The sequence below is a fragment of the Streptomyces sp. L2 genome (assembly GCF_004124325.1).
In the GTDB taxonomy this organism is placed as follows: Bacteria; Actinomycetota; Actinomycetes; order Streptomycetales; family Streptomycetaceae; genus Streptomyces.
In genome coordinates this window covers 3,924,081-3,939,758 of sequence record NZ_QBDT01000001.1, presented here as the reverse complement: position 1 = coordinate 3,939,758, position 15,678 = coordinate 3,924,081, and the positions used below count along the sequence as shown (strand labels likewise).

The following is a 15,678-nucleotide window of genomic DNA, read 5'->3' as shown; positions in this document are numbered from 1 at the left end:
AGCCGCCGCCCCGTGGGGACGGCGGCACGCGTGTCTACAGACGCTCTCCGGGAATGCCTGCGTAGGCATCACGCAGTGCAGTGAGCACCGGATGGTCTTGCGGGAACCGCACGTCATCGAGCGCGCTCACGGTACGGACGCCGATCGTCACGTTGGTGGCGAATGCCGCCGCCATGCTGGAGACATCAGCGAGCCGTACGGGAGCAGTGATCTGCTTGGGCGAATCAAGGCCCTGGAGCAGCAGCATCGTGGTGCCGGGGAGCACCGGAGCCTCAGGCCAGATGACCGTGCCCTCGTGGTCGACGAAGCCGAGGTTCCACGTACCACCCTCGGACACCAGGCCGTCAGGTTCGACGAACACGGCGTCGTCGAATCCAGCGAGCTGAGCGTCACGGCGGAGCTTGAGCTGTGGGTGAAGGCCAATGTGCTTCACCTCTGCGTTGTCGCGGGTGAAGGTGAAAGTCTTGGCTGTCAGAGGCGGAGGCGGCATGGCGCCGGCAGGCCGCAGGTTCACCAGGATGTGCGGATCCTTGGCGTCACTGGGGCGTCCCATGTCGAGCGCAGGGTCAAAGACGGTGACCCGGAGGCCGGCAACGCCGGTGACACCGTCGGCTACCTTGCGGATGTACTCCAGCGTCTTCTGCCGGTCCAACTCGACGCCGAAGACGATGCGGCAGTCACGCACCAACCGGTCCAAGTGGAGCGAGAGCCCCCGGATCGTGCCGTCCTCCATCCGCATGGACGTGAAGTGTCCGTAGTTCGTGAGAGCGAGATTCTCAAGCTGGTCTAGGGTGACGGGCTTCCCGTTGAGTTCGGCCATGCAGCCAGTCTTGCAGCCTCTGACGGACCGCCAACACCCTCGCTGCCAGCCAAAGTTCGGATTAGTTCGGTGCGGGGGCAGGGGGAGTACGTACTCACGACGCCCTCGCCGGGACACGCTTAATGCATGACGACGAGGACACCGCGAGAGACGCTAGGCGCCGGGCTCACCCTCAGTGGGGCCCACGGCCGCCTCAAGCTGCTTGACGCGCTCGACGAGGCCGGCCAGCTCGGTCGAGACGCGCGCGACTTCGGCTTGGAGGTCGGTCAGGCGCTGTGCCGCCTCGCGGGGCCCTTGCTCGCCGGGGGCGGTATCCCGGACGTAGGTACCGCTCCCTGCGACGCCTTCAACCAACCCCTCGTCCCGGAGCTGTGCGTAGGCGTTCTGGACGGTCATCAGGGAGACGCCAAGTTTCTTGGCGTAGGCGCGCCCACCGGGGAGCCGATCCCCAGGGCCGAACGTCCCCGCAGCGATCTCGTCTCTGATCCTGGCGGCGATTTCGCGCGCGTTGGGCTTCCTCTTCGGCTGTGAGTCCACTCGGAAAGCGTACTTGACCTAGGTCGCTCGCAACCCGAGCGCGGGACCGCTTGACGCGGCGAAGTGACCTAGGTAGCTTTCTCATCAACGGCAAGCGACCTAGGTCAATTGCTTCGAAGTGGCTTTGACCTGCTCGAACAGCGTCCGGCTGCACGGCCCGGATTGAGCGCTGCGACGAACTCAACAGAGTGCCGACCCAGCCGCATGAACACGTGCGGTCGATGGGTGCGGGTCACCATCCCGACCGCCCATGTCGGGCCGGGTGACCTGCCTGGATCTCCGCCCGAGGGGCGGGGACCGGCTTTGCGTGATCTCTCATCCGCAGCACCTTCGCGGCCTATAGCCGCAAACAAGTACGTCAACGCGCTCCGCAGCTCATGCGCTGCGGCCGGTTGCCTCCGCTGCTCGTCTCGTACGAGCAGCGCTGAGGGGAGCCGGACATTCCGACTTCAACGGCGTGCGCCCCCGGTGCGGGAACACCGGGGGCGCTGTTCGGGCCGTTCCTGACTGAGAGGAAGACGACCCAATGGAGCACATCGTCACTGTTCAGGACGCTGTTACTGCGTTCGCCGACTGGGCGGAGCCCACGGACGCGGAACTGGATGCGATCGAGCGTGAGATGCCGCTGATCCTGGCGGACGTCGACCTGGTCGACGCGCAGATCGTCGTCCTGGACCGCACGCCGACGGAGCTGGACACCCAGCGCATCCGCCGTGCCCGCCGGCGCCTGCTCGCTGCCCGCCGCGCGCTCGCCAACCGCACCGCCAGCGCGAGCCTGCCGGGGGGTGCGGCGTGATGCCGAAGACGTTCACGGCCCACATGACGGCAAGCTTCGGCCGGTGGAGCACGTACGTCGTCCGCCGGGACCTGCCTGCGCCGTGGCCTGAGCGCGTGATCGGTCCAGTGGAGGCAGAGCGGGTGCCCTCGTTCATTGACCGTTCACGGGCGCTTGCCGCGCTGGGCTACGAGCTGGTGCCGGGGGCGGTGTGGGAGTGGGCCGAGTTCCGCGCCGACCCGGGCGATGCCGCCTCGCCGTTGCGGCTGCTGGGCATTGCCCGGGTGCGTTCACGCTCGGGGGTGGTCGCGTGAACGCTGTTCATATCCGTTCAGCGGAGCGCGCCCTGTCGGCCGGTACGTGGCTGATCGTGTCGGGTGCGATGCTGTACTCGATCCTCACCGTCACCCCGCTCGCTGCCGCTCATACGCCGGCGAAGTGGGCGTGGACGGCGCCGATCCTGCCGTTGGTCGTGGACGCTGCGGTGGTCATCGTCGTCCGCCTGGACGCGGTGCTGGCCCGGCTAGGCGGGCACGGTGGGCGGTGGCCGGTCGTGCTGCGGTGGATGACCGGCTGCATGACGCTGGCCCTGAACGTCGCCGACTCCGCGCTGAAGGACGACCTGGTCGGCGTGGCCGTGCACGCCGTTGCCCCGCTCCTGCTGATCGTGACCGCCGAGACGGGGCTCGCCTACCGGCGCGCCATTACGGCCGCCGTAGCGCGGTTGGAGGCCGAGCAGCGTGCCGAGCGCGAAGCGCGCGAGCGGGCCGCCGCTGAGCGCCGTGAGGCGGCGGAGCGGCGGGCCCGTGAGGAACGCGAGCACGCCGCCATGCTGGCCCGTGAACAGCGTGAACACGAGGCGCGTCTCGCCCGTGAGCAGACCGAACGTGAGGAAGCCGCCCGCCGCCAGGAGCAGGCCGAGCGCGAGGCCCGTGAACGCCGTGAACGCGAGCGTGAACAGCAGCAGCGCGAGCGTGAACGCATCGAGCGTGAGGCCGCTCAACGTCGCGAGCGGGAGCGGCTGGAGCGCGAGGCTGAAGCACGCCGGCAGCAGCAGGAGCAGGCCGAGCGTGAACGCCGTGAACGCGCCGAGCATGAGGAGCGGGCGGCGCGTGAACGGGCCGCGCTGCTGTCCGGCGGCCCGGCTGTGGAGAAGGTTGCGGAGGACCGGGCGCACGCCATCGTCGCCGCCGCGTTCGCCGAGGGCCTGGCGGTGCGTGCCGCAGCGGAGTTGTGCGGCTGGTCGGTCGGGTGGGTCTCCGCCCGCTACGCCGAACTGCGCGGACCGGTCAACGGCACCCACGTTGACCTTGCCGGTGCGGGCCGGTGACGCCCGCAACTCTGCCGGTCTTCCGGTGGCGGCTCGCCCCGGACGGTCTGGCCACCCGCCGTCAGCTCCGAGCACAGGGGTTGCGGCCGGGTGGTCAGGACGTGGCCGCTCAGTTGGAACGCCCCCGCCGGCGCGGCCGGCCGCCGCTGGTCGCCTACCTCTACCGCGTCGACCTTGCCGCGCCGGTCCGGCCGATGACGCCGGGCCGGTGGGCGGCGCTCGCCAAGGCGAACCGTGCCCGCCGTCTCTGCCCCGAGTGCCGGCGGGACGCCGGATACGTCATCCCCGCCGCGCTCGGCATGTGTGTGCCGTGCGCCTACCCCGAAGGAATCGCAGATGGAATCGCTGCCTGACGTGCCCCGGGTCGTGCAGCTCCCCGACGGCACCTACACCTACACCAACCACCTCCCCACCCCGCCCGCGCAGTTCAGCGGGCCGCAGGTCATCCACCAGCACGTGCATCAGGCGCCGCCGGACCGCACCGTTCAGCGCGTCGCCCTGGGAGCCGGGATGGGTGCCGGCACCGTCGCGGCCGGCGTGTACTTCGGCCCGCTCCTGGTCGGTGTCCTCACCGCCATGGCCGCCAATCTCGCCCTGCTGGCGCTGATTGCGGTGGTGTGTGCGTGGGGTGTCGTCACTGTCGTCCGCTCGGTGGGCGGCGAGGACGGCAAGCGGGCCGCGAGCACCCTGCGTCGTTCCCGCGGCCGTCGCTGACGGCTGCCCGTGACCCCCGGCACGCCGAGGGTTGTGGGGAGCCGGACAGTCCGGCCCGGAACGGGAGTGACCGAGATGAGCAAGCAGCCTCGCCTGACCGCTGGTGAGAAGACGCAGATCGCTTGGTACGTCGCCCGCATGTACAAGCGCGGCCTGGCTGACGACCGCCAGTACGGCGGCCGGGTCGACCAGCGCGACCTGCAGCGCAAGGTCGACCGCGTTCTGGAGCAGGCGCGCAAGCGCGAAGAGCGCGCCGGCAAGCGCAAGTAGCAACGCCCCGGGGGCGGCCGTCCCGGCCAAGGAAACCGGCCGCCCCCGGGCCACCCACCACCCTCTTGAGCAGCAGGGAGCCTCCAGCATGGCTGACAGCACCATGGGCCCGCACCTGCGGCCCGTACCAGACCCCGACGACGCGCCGGCCGCCCCCGTCGCGGTCGACAACCCCGCCCTCCCCGACCCGAAGGTGCGCATCGAGAAGCGCAAGCCCGTCCTGGCCGGATGGCTGACCAACAAGCGCGACTTCACCGCCACGGCCAAGCACGCCGCCGCGAACGCCGGGTACTCCGCCCTCTTCCACGGCGTCCGCCTGCCGGTTTACGCCGGGCGACTCACCCTCATGGCCCCCCGGGGCGCGTGCCGGTTCGTCGCCGCAACCAACCGGTGGGTGTGGGACCGCGAAGCCGCCCCGCTCCGTGAGTTCGCCGTACGCACTGAGGACGTCGAGGAGTACATGCGCCTCGCCCGCCTCCGCGCCGGCCGCATCCGCCTGCGCGGCCTGGTCACCCTCGTGGCGGCCGTGTTCGGGGGCGGGTTCGCCCTCTACCTGTACGTCCTCGCCCCCGCCTTCCTCTACGCGTTCGCCACCGGCGGAGTGATGTTGCTCGGTCTCGGTGGTCAGCAGCCCGACGCCCCCGTCGTCGGCCCCGCCGTCCTCAAGACCGAGGTGCAGAAGCTCACCGGGTCCATCGTCCTGCGCGGACTCGACAGCATTGGGAACGCCAAGGTCACCGCCGCGATCAAGAAGGGCGGCGACATGAACGGCCTGCGGTTCGTCTCGGAGATCGTGCGGGACGGGCCCGGCTACCGCGCCGACCTCGACCTCCCCTACGGCGTGACGCCCGACGACATCATGAAGGAGCGCGAATCCCTGGCCTCCGGTCTCCGACGCAAGACCGGCTGTGTGTGGCCCTCCCCCGACCCTGAGCAACACGAAGGGCGGTTGGTGCTGTGGGTGGGCGACAAGCCGATGAACGAGACCACCAAACCCGCTTGGCCGCTCGCCAAGACCGGCACCGTCGACCTGTTCCGGCCCGTCGTGTTCGGCAACGACCAGCGCATGCGGGACGTCGCCGTCACCCTCATGTTCGCGTCCGTCGTCGTCGGGTCGATTCCGCGTATGGGCAAGACGTTCCTGATGCGGTTGTTCCTGCTCATCGCCGCTCTCGACCCGCGCGCAGAGGTGCACGCGTTCGACTTCAAGGGCACCGGCGACTTCGGCGCCCTGGAACCGGTCTGCCACCGCTACCGCGCCGGCGAGGAAGACGACGACATCGCCTACGTCGTGGAGACGCTGCGGGAGCTGAAAGAGGAACTGCGCCGGCGGGCGAAGGTCATCAAGTCCCTGCCGCGCTCGCGGTGTCCGGAGTCGAAGGTCACCCCGGAACTCGCCGCCGACAAGAAACTCGGGCTGCACCCGATCGTGGTCGGGTTCGACGAGTGCCAGGTGCCCTTCGAGCACGAGGAACACGGCAAGGAGATCGAGGCCATCTGCACCGACCTGGTCAAACGCGGCCCCGCCCTCGGGATCGTGGCCATGTTCGGCACCCAGCGCCCCGACGCCAAATCCCTGCCCACCGGCATCAGCGCCAACGCCGTCCTCCGCTTCTGCCTCAAGGTCATGGGCCAGCCCGCCAACGACATGGTCCTCGGTACGTCGATGTACAAGTCGGGCTACCGCGCCACGATGTTCTCCCGCTCGGACCGGGGGATTTGCTGGATGGCAGGTGAGGGGGACGACCCGCGCATCGTCGCCTCCGCGTTCGTGGACGCGGTCGCCGCCGAACGCATCGTCGCCCGCGCCCGCCAGGCCCGCGAGGCCTACGGCAACGTCACCGGCCACGCCATCGGCAAAGGCCCCGAGAACACGGGCAGTGGCTCCGACATCCTCGCCGACGTCCTGGACGTCATCGCCGACGACGAGAAGGCCGTGTGGTGCGAGCGCATCGCGACCCGGCTCGCCGCCGCCCACCCGGAGACCTACACCGGCTGGCAGGGCGAGAACGTCACCGCCGCGCTCAAGCCGTGGGGCATCAAGCCGGGCCAGGTGTGGGGGCAGACCGACGACGGCGAGGGCGCCAACCGGCGCGGCATCAAACGCGCCGACATCACCGCCGCGATTACACGCCGTAACGCCGACCGGGCCGCCGCCTGACCCCAGCACCGTTGCTAGACCTAGCAGCTCCGCCCGCTAGGTCTAGCAACCCCACTAGCGCCCCACAGGGCCGCTGATCAGCTCACTAGCGTCTAGCGGCCCACCTGCGAAAACCCCCGAAACCAGCCCTGTGAAGGGAAGTGAGCCCCCGTGGCTCTCGCTAGCCTCGCCGTCCTGCTCATCCTCACCGGTTACGCAGCGTTGTGTGCCATCCGGCCGTTCGCCCGCTGCCGGAAGTGCTCCGGGATCGGCGTCCGCATCGGCCGCCGCACCGTCAAAGCCTGCCGCCGCTGCCGAGGACAGCGCTACCGGCTCCGGGCCGGACGCCGACTGCTCAACACCGGACGCGACATCCACCGCGCCGGCACCCGACGCCCCGACCGCTACGACACCGACAGGAGCTACACGCCATGGTCGTGACCGTCTCCCTCGTGTTCATCTTCGGACTCGTCCTGTTCTTCCTGCTCCGCTCCAACAGCCTCAGCGCCGGATCCGCGTTCGTCGCGGCCATGTTCGGCTTCTTCCTCGCCTCCACCGGCGCCGCCGGCCCCATCAACAACATGGCCGCCGCCGTCGTCAGCTCCATCCACGGCCTATGACCCGGCCCGGCACCTTCGAGATCCGCGTCATCTGCGCACCCGAGCAGGCCGAACGGGTCACTGCCGCGCTCGCCGGCACGTTCACCACCGGCCCGGCACGGGCCTACCCGACGCGTGAGCGAACCCGCGTCCGGCTCTACCTCACCGCCACGGCCCCGGCGCCCGCACCGGCACTGCCGCCGGTGGTGTCGGACCGCTAGAGCGCACGAACAAGGGCGGCCCCCGTCTCGGCAAAGTCCGGGGCCGCCCTGACACCCAGCATCCATCGAAGGAACTGGAGACACCCAGCATGACCCAACCCACCCCGATCCGGCGAGTGCCGGACGCGTTCCGGCCCGTGCGGGTCCTGGACGCGTTCTGCTGCATCGGCGGAGCCACCGAGGGCTACAAGCGACTCGGCTGGCACGTCACCGGCATCGACATCACCGCGCAACCGGACTACCGGGGCGACGACTTCCGCCAGGGCGACGCGGTCGCATTCATCCTGGCCCATGGCCAGGAGTTCGACTTCATCCACGCCTCGCCGCCGTGTCAGGGCGAGGGCGCCCCGACCAAGGGCACCAACGCCGCCCGCAACGCCGCGATCGGCCGGACCTACCCCCGCCTGATCACCCCCACCCGGGCCGCGCTGGAGGCGACGGGGCGGCCGTACGTGATCGAGAACGTGGCCGGCTCCGAGGTCCGCAAGGACATCCGCCTGTGCGGGGAGATGTTCTCGCTCGCGGTGCTCATGCACCGCTACTTCGAACTCGGCCGCTGGTCGACCGTGCAACCGGCCCACCCCCGACACCGGGGCAGGGTGCGCGGCTGGCGCCACGGCGCCTACCACCACGGCCCCTACGTCGCCGCCTACGGCAAGGGCGGCGGCAAGGCCACCACCGAAGAGATCCGCCACGCGAAGGGCATCGACTGGTCCACCGACCACCTCCGCCTGCGCGAGGCGCTGCCGCCCGCCTACACCGAGTGGATCGGCCGGGCCTTCCTCACCGACCGGCTCACCGTGGGTCTGGGGGCGGCCGCATGAACGAGGACCTGATGCGGGCCGCCCTGGAGGCCGCCGAGCGTGGCTGGCACGTCTTCCCCCTCCGCCCCGGCAGCAAGCCGCCCGCCCTGCACGGCGAGAAGAACTGCACCCGCAGCGGCGAGTGCGCGAACGGACACGTGAAGTGGGAACAGCGCGCCACCATCGACTCCGCCCGCATCCGCGCCGCGTGGTCGCGTGCGCCGTTCAACGTCGGTATCGCCACCGGCCCGTCCGGGCTGGTCGTGGTCGACCTGGACACGCCAGAGCACAAGGGCAGTTCGGACGCGCCTGACGGCGCGGCAACCTTTGAGGCGCTCTGCGAGCGCGCCGGCCACGCCGTCCCCGACACCTACCGGGTGCGGACCGCGAGCGGTGGAACACACCTGTACTTCACCGCCCCCACCGGCCTGAAGCTCGGCAACACGGCCGGGACCGTGGCCGAGTCGGTCGACACCCGGGCATGGGGCGGATACGTGGTCGCCGCCGGCAGCACCACCCCCGCCGGACGGTACGAGGCTCTGTGCGGCTCTGTGGCCGCCCCTCTGCCGTCGTGGCTGCAAACCATCCTGCAACCCGCCCCCGTCCGCCCTGCGGCCCCGCTGAGGCTCCCTGCGGTCGACGGCAGCCGCGCCGCACTGGCCGCACTGGAAGCCGAGTGCACGGTCGTGGCCGCAGCGCCGGAAGGCGAGCGGAACACCACGCTGAACCGGAGCGCGTTCAAGGTGGGGCGGTTCGTCGCGTGGGGCGACCTCCCCCGGCACGTGGCAGAGGACGCCTTCCAAGGGATCGGCGAGGCGGCAGGACTCACCGCTGCCGAGTGCCGCACCACCGTGCGCAGCGCTCTGGACAGCTCCATCCGTAAAGCCCGGCCCCGGGAGGTGGCATGAGCGCCCCCGCAACCCCCCGCTTGGAAGGCCAACCCCCAGCGCCCACCCGCCGCCACGACGCCGGACCGACCGCACTCGGGCCGGTCGTGGGCGGGCCGAAGGTCGCCGCCCGTCAGGGCGTCCGAACTGCACTTCGCTCTGACCCGCACGAGAGCGACGGACGCTTCGCCGTCGCCTGGCTGCACATCAGCGCGCCGCGCGGCGCGGTGCCCACGGCCACCTCCAAGTGCGCGTGCGGCTGGGACCGCAGCGCCGTCGGCCACGACCGCGTGGCCGCTCTGATCGGGGCCCATGCTGCCCACCGAACCGCCTGCCCGCTGCGCAACCCCCAGGAAGGAAGGGCCGCCGCATGACCCCCACCATCGACGGAGCCGCACTGCTCAACGAGGTGGAAGCCTTCCACCGGCGCTTCAACGTCTTCCCCACCGAAGCGGCCTACGTCGCCGTGACGCTGTGGGACGCGCACGCGCACCTGATCGAGTGCTTCGAGACCACACCCCGGATCGCGTTCCTGTCCCCGGAGCCGGGGTCGGGCAAGTCCCGGGCGCTGGAGATCGTGGAACTCCTCACCCCCCGCCCGGTCACCACGGTGTCCGCGTCGGCGAACGCCCTGTACCGGCTGGTCGACTCCGCCGCCGGACTCCCGACGGTGCTGTTCGATGAGGTGGACACCATCTTCGGACCCAAGGCAGGGGCAGATGAGGCCCTGCGCGGCTTCCTGAACGCCGGATACCGGCGCACGGCCGGCGCCCTGCGGTGTGTGGGTGAGGGCTCCAACCAGAACGCGCAGATCTTCAACTCCTACTGCGCCGTGGCCATGGCGGGACTCGGCTCCCTGCCGGACACCGTTCTGACCCGCTCGGTCATCATCCGCATGCGCAAGCGCGCCCCCAACGAGAAGGCGGAACCGTACCGTCAGCGCAAGCACGAGGTGCAGGGGCACGCCGTGCGCGACCGCCTCGCCAAGTGGGCTGACGTCGTCCGCGACCAGGTGGCGGGCGCGTGGCCCGAGATGCCCGAGGGTGTCACCGACCGGCCGGCGGACGTATGGGAACCCCTGCTCGCCGTCGCCGACGCGGCCGGCGGTCACTGGCCCGCACGGGCCCGTGCCGCCTGCCTTGAACTGATCAGTGCCGCCCACGACAACGACGAAGCATCCCTCGGGGTCCGGCTGCTGACCGACCTGCGCGACAAGGTGTTCTGCGGCGAGGACCGCATGCCCACCGCCGCGATCCTCGAATGCCTGCTCGCCATGGACGACGCGCCATGGGGCGACCTGGACGACAAGCCGATCAACTCCCGCACCCTCGCCCGGATGCTCGGTCAGTACGTCACCCCGAACAACAAGCCGATCAAACCGCGCGGCATCCGCACGCCCTCCGGGTTCCCCAAGGGCTACTACGCGGAAGACCTCACCGACGCCTGGACGCGGTACTGCCCTCCCTCCCCCGGAGAATCCGCCACGTCCGCCACGTCCGCCACACCGCAGGTCAGCGGGGGTGAATCCGTGGCGGATACCGCCACCGTCGTCCGCCACGCGTCCGAGGAATCCGCCACGCAACCCACCCTCGCCGGCTGACCAATCCGGCACTCGCCCCGCCGCCACAACGGTCCGAGTGTGGCGGCACCTATCCGCCACAGAACCGCTATCCGCCACACGATCAAGGCTCTGACCTGCGGTGTGGCGGCGTGGCGGACGTGGCGGATCCCTCAGAGGGAAGAAGACCGAAGGAGTCACCGCCTTGGCCGGCACCAAGATGCTCAAGCTCCCCGAAGTCCTCGAAGAGATCGAGATGAGCCGCGCCGCCTTCTACCGGATGCGCGCACGCGGCCAGGCCCCGCGCCTGATCAAACTCCCCAACGGACAGCTCCGCTGCCGCCGCAGCGACCTGGACGCCTGGTGGAAGCGGTGTGAGCAAACCGCCGCGTAAATCCGATCACCCCAGAGGGGCCCGCGCTCAGCGCGGGCCCCTCGCTCTGCCTGGAGAGACATGCTCACGTACGACGTAGATATCTGGTCCATCCGCAAGCGCGCCGGCCGCCCAAAGCCGTGGGAACTCCGATGGCGGGTGGGTGAACGCCCCCACTCCCGCAGTTTCAAGCTCAAGCCTCAAGCGGATGGCCGCCGGGCGGAGTTGATGGCCGCTCTCCGCGACCATCAGCAGTTCGACGAGGAGACCGGTCTTCCCGCGGCTGAGTTGATGGCTCGCTCATCTCCCTCGTGGTTCGACCACGCGACGGAGTACGTGCTCATGAAATGGCCGCGTGCCGCCGCCAAGCACCGGGCGAGCATCGCGGAATCGCTCGCCGTCGTCACCCCCGTACTCGTCACCACCAAGCGCGGGGTGCCCCGTGCCAAAGTGCTGCGTGCCGCGCTGTACCAGTGGGCATTCCGTGCCGCTCGTAACCCGGAAGGCGTGTGGGTGCCTCGCCACATGGCAGAGGAGCCGCCGAGCGAGATCTGCGCCGCGCTGGAGTGGATTGCCGCCCACTCACGCAAGGTCAAGGAACTGGAAGACCCCGCACTCCTACGTCCTGCCCTCGAAGCGCTCTCCCTCAGGTTGGACGGGAGCAAGGCCGCAGAGAACACGGTCCGTCGTAAGCGCATGGTGCTGAGCAACGTGCTGCGCTACACGGTGGAGGAGAAAGGCCTTCTCACGGCGAACCCGCTGCCGCGTGTGGACTGGACACCGCCCGAGAGCGACGACGAAATCGACTTCCGGTACGTGCCGGGCCCGGACGTGGCCCGCGCCCTGCTCGGGGCAGTGCGCGACTCCGGGCCGCGCGGCGAGCACCTTCACGCGTTCTTCGGATGCCTGTACTACGCGGCCATGCGACCCGGCGAGATCGTCGCTCTCAAGGCATCAGACTGCACCTTGCCGCCGAACTCGCCGGACAACGTCAAGGAGTGGGGAGAGCTGCTGCTCGGAGAGAGTCGCCCGGAGGTGGGTGGAGGCTGGACGGACGACGGTACGTCGTACGAGACGCGCGGTCTGAAGCGTCGGAAGCGGGGGGCAACGCGCGCCGTCCCCATCCCTCCCGTCCTGGTGCATCTACTCCGTGAGCACATCGCCCGGTATGGCACTGCCGACGACGGCCGGCTGTTCCGGGCAGCGCGGGGAGGGCGGGTGCCGTCCACTGAGTACTGCGACGTGTGGGAGAAAGCGCGCAAAGCCGCTCTCTCGCCGCGCGAGACGGAATCCGCCCTCGCCGCAGTCCCCTACTCCCTGCGGCACGCGGGCGTCTCCCTATGGATCAAATCGGGGGTGGACCCCGCTGAAGTCGCCGCCCGGGCCGGCCACAGCATCGCCGTGCTGTACCGCTTCTACGCCAAGATCCTTAAGGGCGGTCAGCAGCACTCCAACAACCTGATCGCTCGGGCGCTGGACGGGGAGGATCAGCCCTGATCCTGGCCCACGGATGGCCCATACGCACTGGTCAAAGGCGGGATACGGGCGAGCCAGGGTGAGACAGGCTGCACGCAGAAGGGGTGTCCCGGCGACCGAGACACCCCTTCTGACCTGCACTGTCTATGACCTGGGCGGAGGCGGTGGGATTTGAACCCACGGTGACATCGCTGCCACGACGGTTTTCAAGACCGTTCCCTTCGGCCGCTCGGGCACGCCTCCCCGCGCCGCACGGTGGGTGTGGCGCGGGTACAGGTTACCGGCCTGACGAGGTGTCCTGGGCGGTGGTCCTGAAGGGGGCGTCAGTTGTCGCCCTGGCGGGCGCCCAGGGTGAGGGTCACCGTGTGTTCCTGGCCGGAGCGCTTGTAGGTGACCTGGACCTTGTCACCCGGCTTGTGGGTCCAGATCTCGCCGATCAGGGTCGGGCCGCTGTCGATCACCGTGCCGTCGAGCTTGGTGATGACGTCACCGGGCTTGAGGCCGGCCTTGTCCGCCGGGCCGCCCTGCTCGACCGCCGCGGAGCCGGCCGCGCCCTGGTCGGTGATCTTCGCGCCGTTGGTGGTGTCCTCCAGGGACACCGAGGCACCGATCTTGGCGTACACCGGCTTGCCGGTCTTGATCAGCTGCTGGGCGACGTACTTGGCCTGGTTGATCGGGATGGCGAAGCCGAGTCCGATGGAGCCGGACTGCCCGGAGCCGAAACCGCCGCTCCCGGTGGACTGGATCGCGGAGTTGATGCCGATGACCGCGCCCGAGGAGTTCAGCAGGGGGCCACCGGAGTTGCCCGGGTTGATCGACGCGTCGGTCTGCAGGGCGCTCATGTACGACGCCTTGCTGCTGGCGCTGCCGTCACTGGAGGCCACCGGGCGGTTCTTGGCGCTGATGATGCCCGTGGTGACCGTGTTGGACAGCCCGAACGGGGCGCCGATGGCGATGGTCTCGTCGCCGACGGCCACCTTGTCCGAGTCGCCGAGGGCGAGGGGCTTGAGGTCCGAGGGCGCGTTCTTCAGCTTGATGACCGCGACGTCGTACCCCTGCGCGTGCCCGACGATCTCGGCGTCGTACTTCTTGCCGTCGGGGAATGTCGCCGTCAGCTTGCCGCCGTCCACGGCGTCGGCCACCACGTGGTTGTTGGTGACGATGTGGCCCTGAGTGTCGAACACGAACCCGGTGCCCGTGCCGCCCTCGCCGCTGCTGCTCTCGGCCTCGATGGTGACCGTGCTGGGCAGCGCCTTGGCCGCCACGTTGGCGATGGTGCCGGGGGCGCGCTTGACCTGGGAGGCGGTGCCGTCGGAGGCGGAGACGGTGGTGGAGCCGTGGTTGTCGTTGTCCTTGGCCAGCGTGTAGCCGATGCCGCCGCCCAGGCCGCCCGCGACCAGCGCGGCCACCAGGACCGCGGCGAACAGTCCACCACGCTTGCTGCGGGGCTTCGGCGCGGGCTGCTGGTAGGAGGCGCCCCAGCCAGCGGGGCCGCCAGGTCCGCCCGGGCCGGCCGGTGCGCCCGCGCCGCCGTCGGCGTAGGAGGGCGTGGCGGGCGGCGGAGGCGGCCACGATGCGTCCGAAGCCGGGTGCGCGGGGCCGGACGGCTGGTTCGCGGAGGGCTGCGCCTGGGTGTCGTACGGCCCCTGGTGGGCCGGTCCCTCGTGGGCCGGTCCCTCGTGGGCCGTCGCCTGGTGGGCCGTGGCCTCGGGCGCGCCGGGCGCGGACTGCGGCACCGGCGGGAGCGGAGCCGTCGGCGCGTTCCCGTCGGGCGCGGAGCCCTGCGGGGAAGCAGCGGGAGATGCCACCGGCGCGGGAGGCGCGGACGGGGCCGGGGGTACCGGGTTGCCCTCGTTCTCGGTGCTCACAGCTCTTCTCCTCGATCCACGGCTGTTGTCCTCGGTCCTACGGTCACGCTCGTCGGTCGTACGCACACGTTCGTCGGTCGCGCGCTCCCGCTCGTCGGTCGCACGGTCACGCTCGTTCGTTCATACTCGCTCACGCGCGCGGACGCCCCTCGGGGCACCCACGCGCGTGGGACACGGGCCCGCTGCGACGCAGTCGTACAGGGCCTGGTCCCGGTCGTATGCAGTCAGCTTTTCCCACGGGCCGTCAGAGCACCATAAGCGGTGGCTGTGGGTCCAGGGGCACCCTTTATATAGGGCTCTTCTGACAAAACTTACATAAGCCGCATCGCACGCGCCTCCGTTCGCCGCACGGACGTACCCGTGCCGCCCCACGTACCCGGCGACGGTGGCACCATGACGCGGTGACCCACGCACCACAGCACCGCATCCAGGTCGTCGCCCACCGGGGAGCCTCCGAGGACGCTCCCGAGCACACCCTGGCCGCGTACCGGAAGGCGATCGAGGACGGCGCGGACGCCCTGGAGTGCGACGTACGGCTCACCGCCGACGGCCACCTGGTCTGTGTGCACGACCGGCGGGTGAACCGTACCTCCAACGGCCGCGGTGCCGTCTCCGCCCTGGAGCTGTCCGACCTCGCGACCCTGGACTTCGGCTCCTGGAAGAACCGCGACGCCTGGCGCGGGCGGGACGAGGAGCCCGACTGGGAGCACCGGCCCGAGGACCGCGAGGAGACGTCGGTCCTCACCCTGGAGAGGCTGCTGGAGCTGGTCGCGGACGCCGGACGGCCGGTCGAACTGGCCATCGAGACCAAGCACCCCACGCGGTGGGCCGGCCAGGTCGAGGAGCGGCTCCTGGTGCTGCTGAAGCGGTTCGGCCTCGACGCCCCGGCCTCCGCCGACGCTTCGCCGGTGCGGATCATGAGCTTCTCGGCGCGCTCGCTGCACCGGGTGCGGGCCGCCGCGCCGACGCTTCCGACGGTCTACCTGATGCAGTTCGTCTCACCCCGGCTGCGGGACGGCCGGCTGCCCGTGGGCGTGCGGATCGCGGGCCCCTCGATGCGCATCGTGCGCGGTCACCCGGCCTATGTGGAGCGGCTGAAACGGGCCGGCCACCAGGTGCACGTGTGGACCGTGAACGAGCCCGAGGACGTGGACCTGTGCGTACGGCTCGGTGTCGACGCCATCATCACCAACCGCCCGCGCGCGGTACTGGGCCGGCTCGGCCGCGCGTGAGGTCGCCGCGCTGATCACAAGAGGGTCGTACAGCAAGAGGGTCGCACAGCAAGAGAGCGGTAAAGAGGCCGGTAA

The 15,678-nt window shown here is 70.4% G+C and carries 20 protein-coding genes and 1 tRNA gene; 17 read left to right on the top strand and 4 right to left on the bottom strand.

Features of this window, described 5'->3' with window-relative positions; translation table 11 throughout:
- Nucleotides 1–34 precede the first annotated feature (34 nt).
- On the bottom strand, nucleotides 35–820 hold the full coding sequence (locus tag DBP14_RS17405; protein ID WP_129308119.1) for an aminotransferase class IV family protein: 786 nt from the start codon (nucleotides 818–820) through the stop codon (nucleotides 35–37).
- Nucleotides 821–973: 153 nt separating this feature from the next.
- Nucleotides 974–1,357, bottom strand: coding sequence for a winged helix-turn-helix domain-containing protein (locus DBP14_RS17400; protein WP_129308118.1), 384 nt, complete (start codon nucleotides 1,355–1,357; stop codon nucleotides 974–976).
- Between the two features lie 526 nt (nucleotides 1,358–1,883).
- Here DBP14_RS17400 and DBP14_RS17395 point away from each other — a divergent pair.
- The 16 genes from DBP14_RS17395 (at nucleotide 1,884) to DBP14_RS17320 (ending at nucleotide 12,524) form a co-directional block, all read left to right on the top strand.
- Nucleotides 1,884–2,153, top strand: coding sequence for a DUF6284 family protein (locus DBP14_RS17395; RefSeq protein WP_129308117.1), 270 nt, complete (start codon nucleotides 1,884–1,886; stop codon nucleotides 2,151–2,153).
- The gene (locus tag DBP14_RS17390) at nucleotides 2,153–2,446 is read left to right on the top strand and encodes a DUF6303 family protein (RefSeq protein ID WP_129308116.1); all 294 of its coding nucleotides are present in this window, start codon (nucleotides 2,153–2,155) and stop codon (nucleotides 2,444–2,446) included. Before DBP14_RS17395 ends, DBP14_RS17390 begins: the two co-directional genes overlap by 1 nt.
- Entirely contained in the window at nucleotides 2,443–3,462 is a 1,020-nt protein-coding gene (locus DBP14_RS17385; protein ID WP_129308115.1) for a DUF2637 domain-containing protein, read from the top strand. Before DBP14_RS17390 ends, DBP14_RS17385 begins: the two co-directional genes overlap by 4 nt.
- Nucleotides 3,459–3,815: an RRQRL motif-containing zinc-binding protein gene (locus tag DBP14_RS17380; protein WP_129308114.1), complete on the top strand. Its 357-nt coding sequence runs from the start codon at nucleotides 3,459–3,461 to the stop codon at nucleotides 3,813–3,815. Before DBP14_RS17385 ends, DBP14_RS17380 begins: the two co-directional genes overlap by 4 nt.
- Nucleotides 3,799–4,176 carry a DUF6251 family protein gene (locus DBP14_RS17375; RefSeq protein WP_129308113.1) on the top strand — a complete coding sequence of 126 codons (378 nt, stop codon included), beginning with the start codon at nucleotides 3,799–3,801 and terminating at the stop codon, nucleotides 4,174–4,176. The genes DBP14_RS17380 and DBP14_RS17375 overlap by 17 nt, the downstream gene beginning before the upstream one ends.
- Nucleotides 4,177–4,251: 75 nt before the next feature.
- The gene (locus DBP14_RS17370) at nucleotides 4,252–4,446 is read left to right on the top strand and encodes a DUF6257 family protein (protein ID WP_129308112.1); all 195 of its coding nucleotides are present in this window, start codon (nucleotides 4,252–4,254) and stop codon (nucleotides 4,444–4,446) included.
- Between the two features lie 88 nt (nucleotides 4,447–4,534).
- Complete coding sequence (locus DBP14_RS17365; RefSeq protein ID WP_129308111.1) at nucleotides 4,535–6,607, top strand: cell division protein FtsK; 2,073 nt, start codon at nucleotides 4,535–4,537, stop codon at nucleotides 6,605–6,607.
- Between the two features lie 150 nt (nucleotides 6,608–6,757).
- Complete coding sequence (locus DBP14_RS17360) at nucleotides 6,758–7,027, top strand: hypothetical protein (RefSeq protein ID WP_129308110.1); 270 nt, start codon at nucleotides 6,758–6,760, stop codon at nucleotides 7,025–7,027.
- Nucleotides 7,018–7,206, top strand: coding sequence for a hypothetical protein (locus DBP14_RS17355; RefSeq protein ID WP_129308109.1), 189 nt, complete (start codon nucleotides 7,018–7,020; stop codon nucleotides 7,204–7,206). Before DBP14_RS17360 ends, DBP14_RS17355 begins: the two co-directional genes overlap by 10 nt.
- Nucleotides 7,203–7,406 carry a hypothetical protein gene (locus DBP14_RS17350; protein WP_129308108.1) on the top strand — a complete coding sequence of 68 codons (204 nt, stop codon included), beginning with the start codon at nucleotides 7,203–7,205 and terminating at the stop codon, nucleotides 7,404–7,406. Before DBP14_RS17355 ends, DBP14_RS17350 begins: the two co-directional genes overlap by 4 nt.
- Before the next feature lie 89 nt (nucleotides 7,407–7,495).
- Nucleotides 7,496–8,230, top strand: a complete 735-nt coding sequence (locus DBP14_RS17345; protein ID WP_129308107.1) for a class I SAM-dependent methyltransferase — start codon at nucleotides 7,496–7,498, stop codon at nucleotides 8,228–8,230.
- Nucleotides 8,227–9,117 (top strand): bifunctional DNA primase/polymerase, encoded by an 891-nt coding sequence (locus DBP14_RS17340; RefSeq protein WP_129308106.1) that lies wholly within the window; start codon nucleotides 8,227–8,229, stop codon nucleotides 9,115–9,117. Before DBP14_RS17345 ends, DBP14_RS17340 begins: the two co-directional genes overlap by 4 nt.
- On the top strand, nucleotides 9,114–9,470 hold the full coding sequence (locus tag DBP14_RS17335; protein WP_129308105.1) for a hypothetical protein: 357 nt from the start codon (nucleotides 9,114–9,116) through the stop codon (nucleotides 9,468–9,470). The genes DBP14_RS17340 and DBP14_RS17335 overlap by 4 nt, the downstream gene beginning before the upstream one ends.
- The gene (locus tag DBP14_RS17330; protein ID WP_129308104.1) at nucleotides 9,467–10,696 is read left to right on the top strand and encodes a DUF3631 domain-containing protein; all 1,230 of its coding nucleotides are present in this window, start codon (nucleotides 9,467–9,469) and stop codon (nucleotides 10,694–10,696) included. The genes DBP14_RS17335 and DBP14_RS17330 overlap by 4 nt, the downstream gene beginning before the upstream one ends.
- 163 nt (nucleotides 10,697–10,859) lie before the next feature.
- Entirely contained in the window at nucleotides 10,860–11,048 is a 189-nt protein-coding gene (locus DBP14_RS17325) for a helix-turn-helix domain-containing protein (protein ID WP_129308103.1), read from the top strand.
- Nucleotides 11,049–11,108: 60 nt separating this feature from the next.
- Entirely contained in the window at nucleotides 11,109–12,524 is a 1,416-nt protein-coding gene (locus DBP14_RS17320) for a tyrosine-type recombinase/integrase (protein WP_129308102.1), read from the top strand.
- A gap of 135 nt (nucleotides 12,525–12,659) precedes the next feature.
- On the opposite strand, the gene DBP14_RS17315 is transcribed toward DBP14_RS17320, so the two are convergent.
- Together DBP14_RS17315 and DBP14_RS17310 are read right to left on the bottom strand one after the other, a co-directional pair.
- A tRNA-Ser gene (locus DBP14_RS17315) sits at nucleotides 12,660–12,746 on the bottom strand.
- 80 nt (nucleotides 12,747–12,826) lie between these two features.
- Complete coding sequence (locus tag DBP14_RS17310; protein ID WP_129308101.1) at nucleotides 12,827–14,371, bottom strand: trypsin-like peptidase domain-containing protein; 1,545 nt, start codon at nucleotides 14,369–14,371, stop codon at nucleotides 12,827–12,829.
- Nucleotides 14,372–14,772: 401 nt separating this feature from the next.
- Between DBP14_RS17310 and DBP14_RS17300 the strand changes: the two genes are divergently transcribed.
- Complete coding sequence (locus DBP14_RS17300; RefSeq protein WP_129308100.1) at nucleotides 14,773–15,603, top strand: glycerophosphodiester phosphodiesterase; 831 nt, start codon at nucleotides 14,773–14,775, stop codon at nucleotides 15,601–15,603.
- The last annotated feature ends 75 nt before the right edge of the window (nucleotides 15,604–15,678 follow it).

Excerpts from the sequence above, each read along its gene's own strand:
- DBP14_RS17405 (WP_129308119.1), bottom strand. The coding sequence starts at position 820 with ATGGCCGAACTCAACGGGAAGCCCGTCACCCTAGACCAGCTTGAGAAT.
- DBP14_RS17395 (WP_129308117.1), top strand. The coding sequence starts at position 1,884 with ATGGAGCACATCGTCACTGTTCAGGACGCTGTTACTGCGTTCGCCGAC.
- DBP14_RS17390 (WP_129308116.1), top strand. The coding sequence starts at position 2,153 with ATGCCGAAGACGTTCACGGCCCACATGACGGCAAGCTTCGGCCGGTGG.
- DBP14_RS17375 (WP_129308113.1), top strand. The coding sequence starts at position 3,799 with ATGGAATCGCTGCCTGACGTGCCCCGGGTCGTGCAGCTCCCCGACGGC.
- DBP14_RS17370 (WP_129308112.1), top strand. The coding sequence starts at position 4,252 with ATGAGCAAGCAGCCTCGCCTGACCGCTGGTGAGAAGACGCAGATCGCT.
- DBP14_RS17365 (WP_129308111.1), top strand. The coding sequence starts at position 4,535 with ATGGCTGACAGCACCATGGGCCCGCACCTGCGGCCCGTACCAGACCCC.
- DBP14_RS17355 (WP_129308109.1), top strand. The coding sequence starts at position 7,018 with ATGGTCGTGACCGTCTCCCTCGTGTTCATCTTCGGACTCGTCCTGTTC.
- DBP14_RS17350 (WP_129308108.1), top strand. The coding sequence starts at position 7,203 with ATGACCCGGCCCGGCACCTTCGAGATCCGCGTCATCTGCGCACCCGAG.
- DBP14_RS17345 (WP_129308107.1), top strand. The coding sequence starts at position 7,496 with ATGACCCAACCCACCCCGATCCGGCGAGTGCCGGACGCGTTCCGGCCC.
- DBP14_RS17340 (WP_129308106.1), top strand. The coding sequence starts at position 8,227 with ATGAACGAGGACCTGATGCGGGCCGCCCTGGAGGCCGCCGAGCGTGGC.
- DBP14_RS17335 (WP_129308105.1), top strand. The coding sequence starts at position 9,114 with ATGAGCGCCCCCGCAACCCCCCGCTTGGAAGGCCAACCCCCAGCGCCC.
- DBP14_RS17330 (WP_129308104.1), top strand. The coding sequence starts at position 9,467 with ATGACCCCCACCATCGACGGAGCCGCACTGCTCAACGAGGTGGAAGCC.
- DBP14_RS17320 (WP_129308102.1), top strand. The coding sequence starts at position 11,109 with ATGCTCACGTACGACGTAGATATCTGGTCCATCCGCAAGCGCGCCGGC.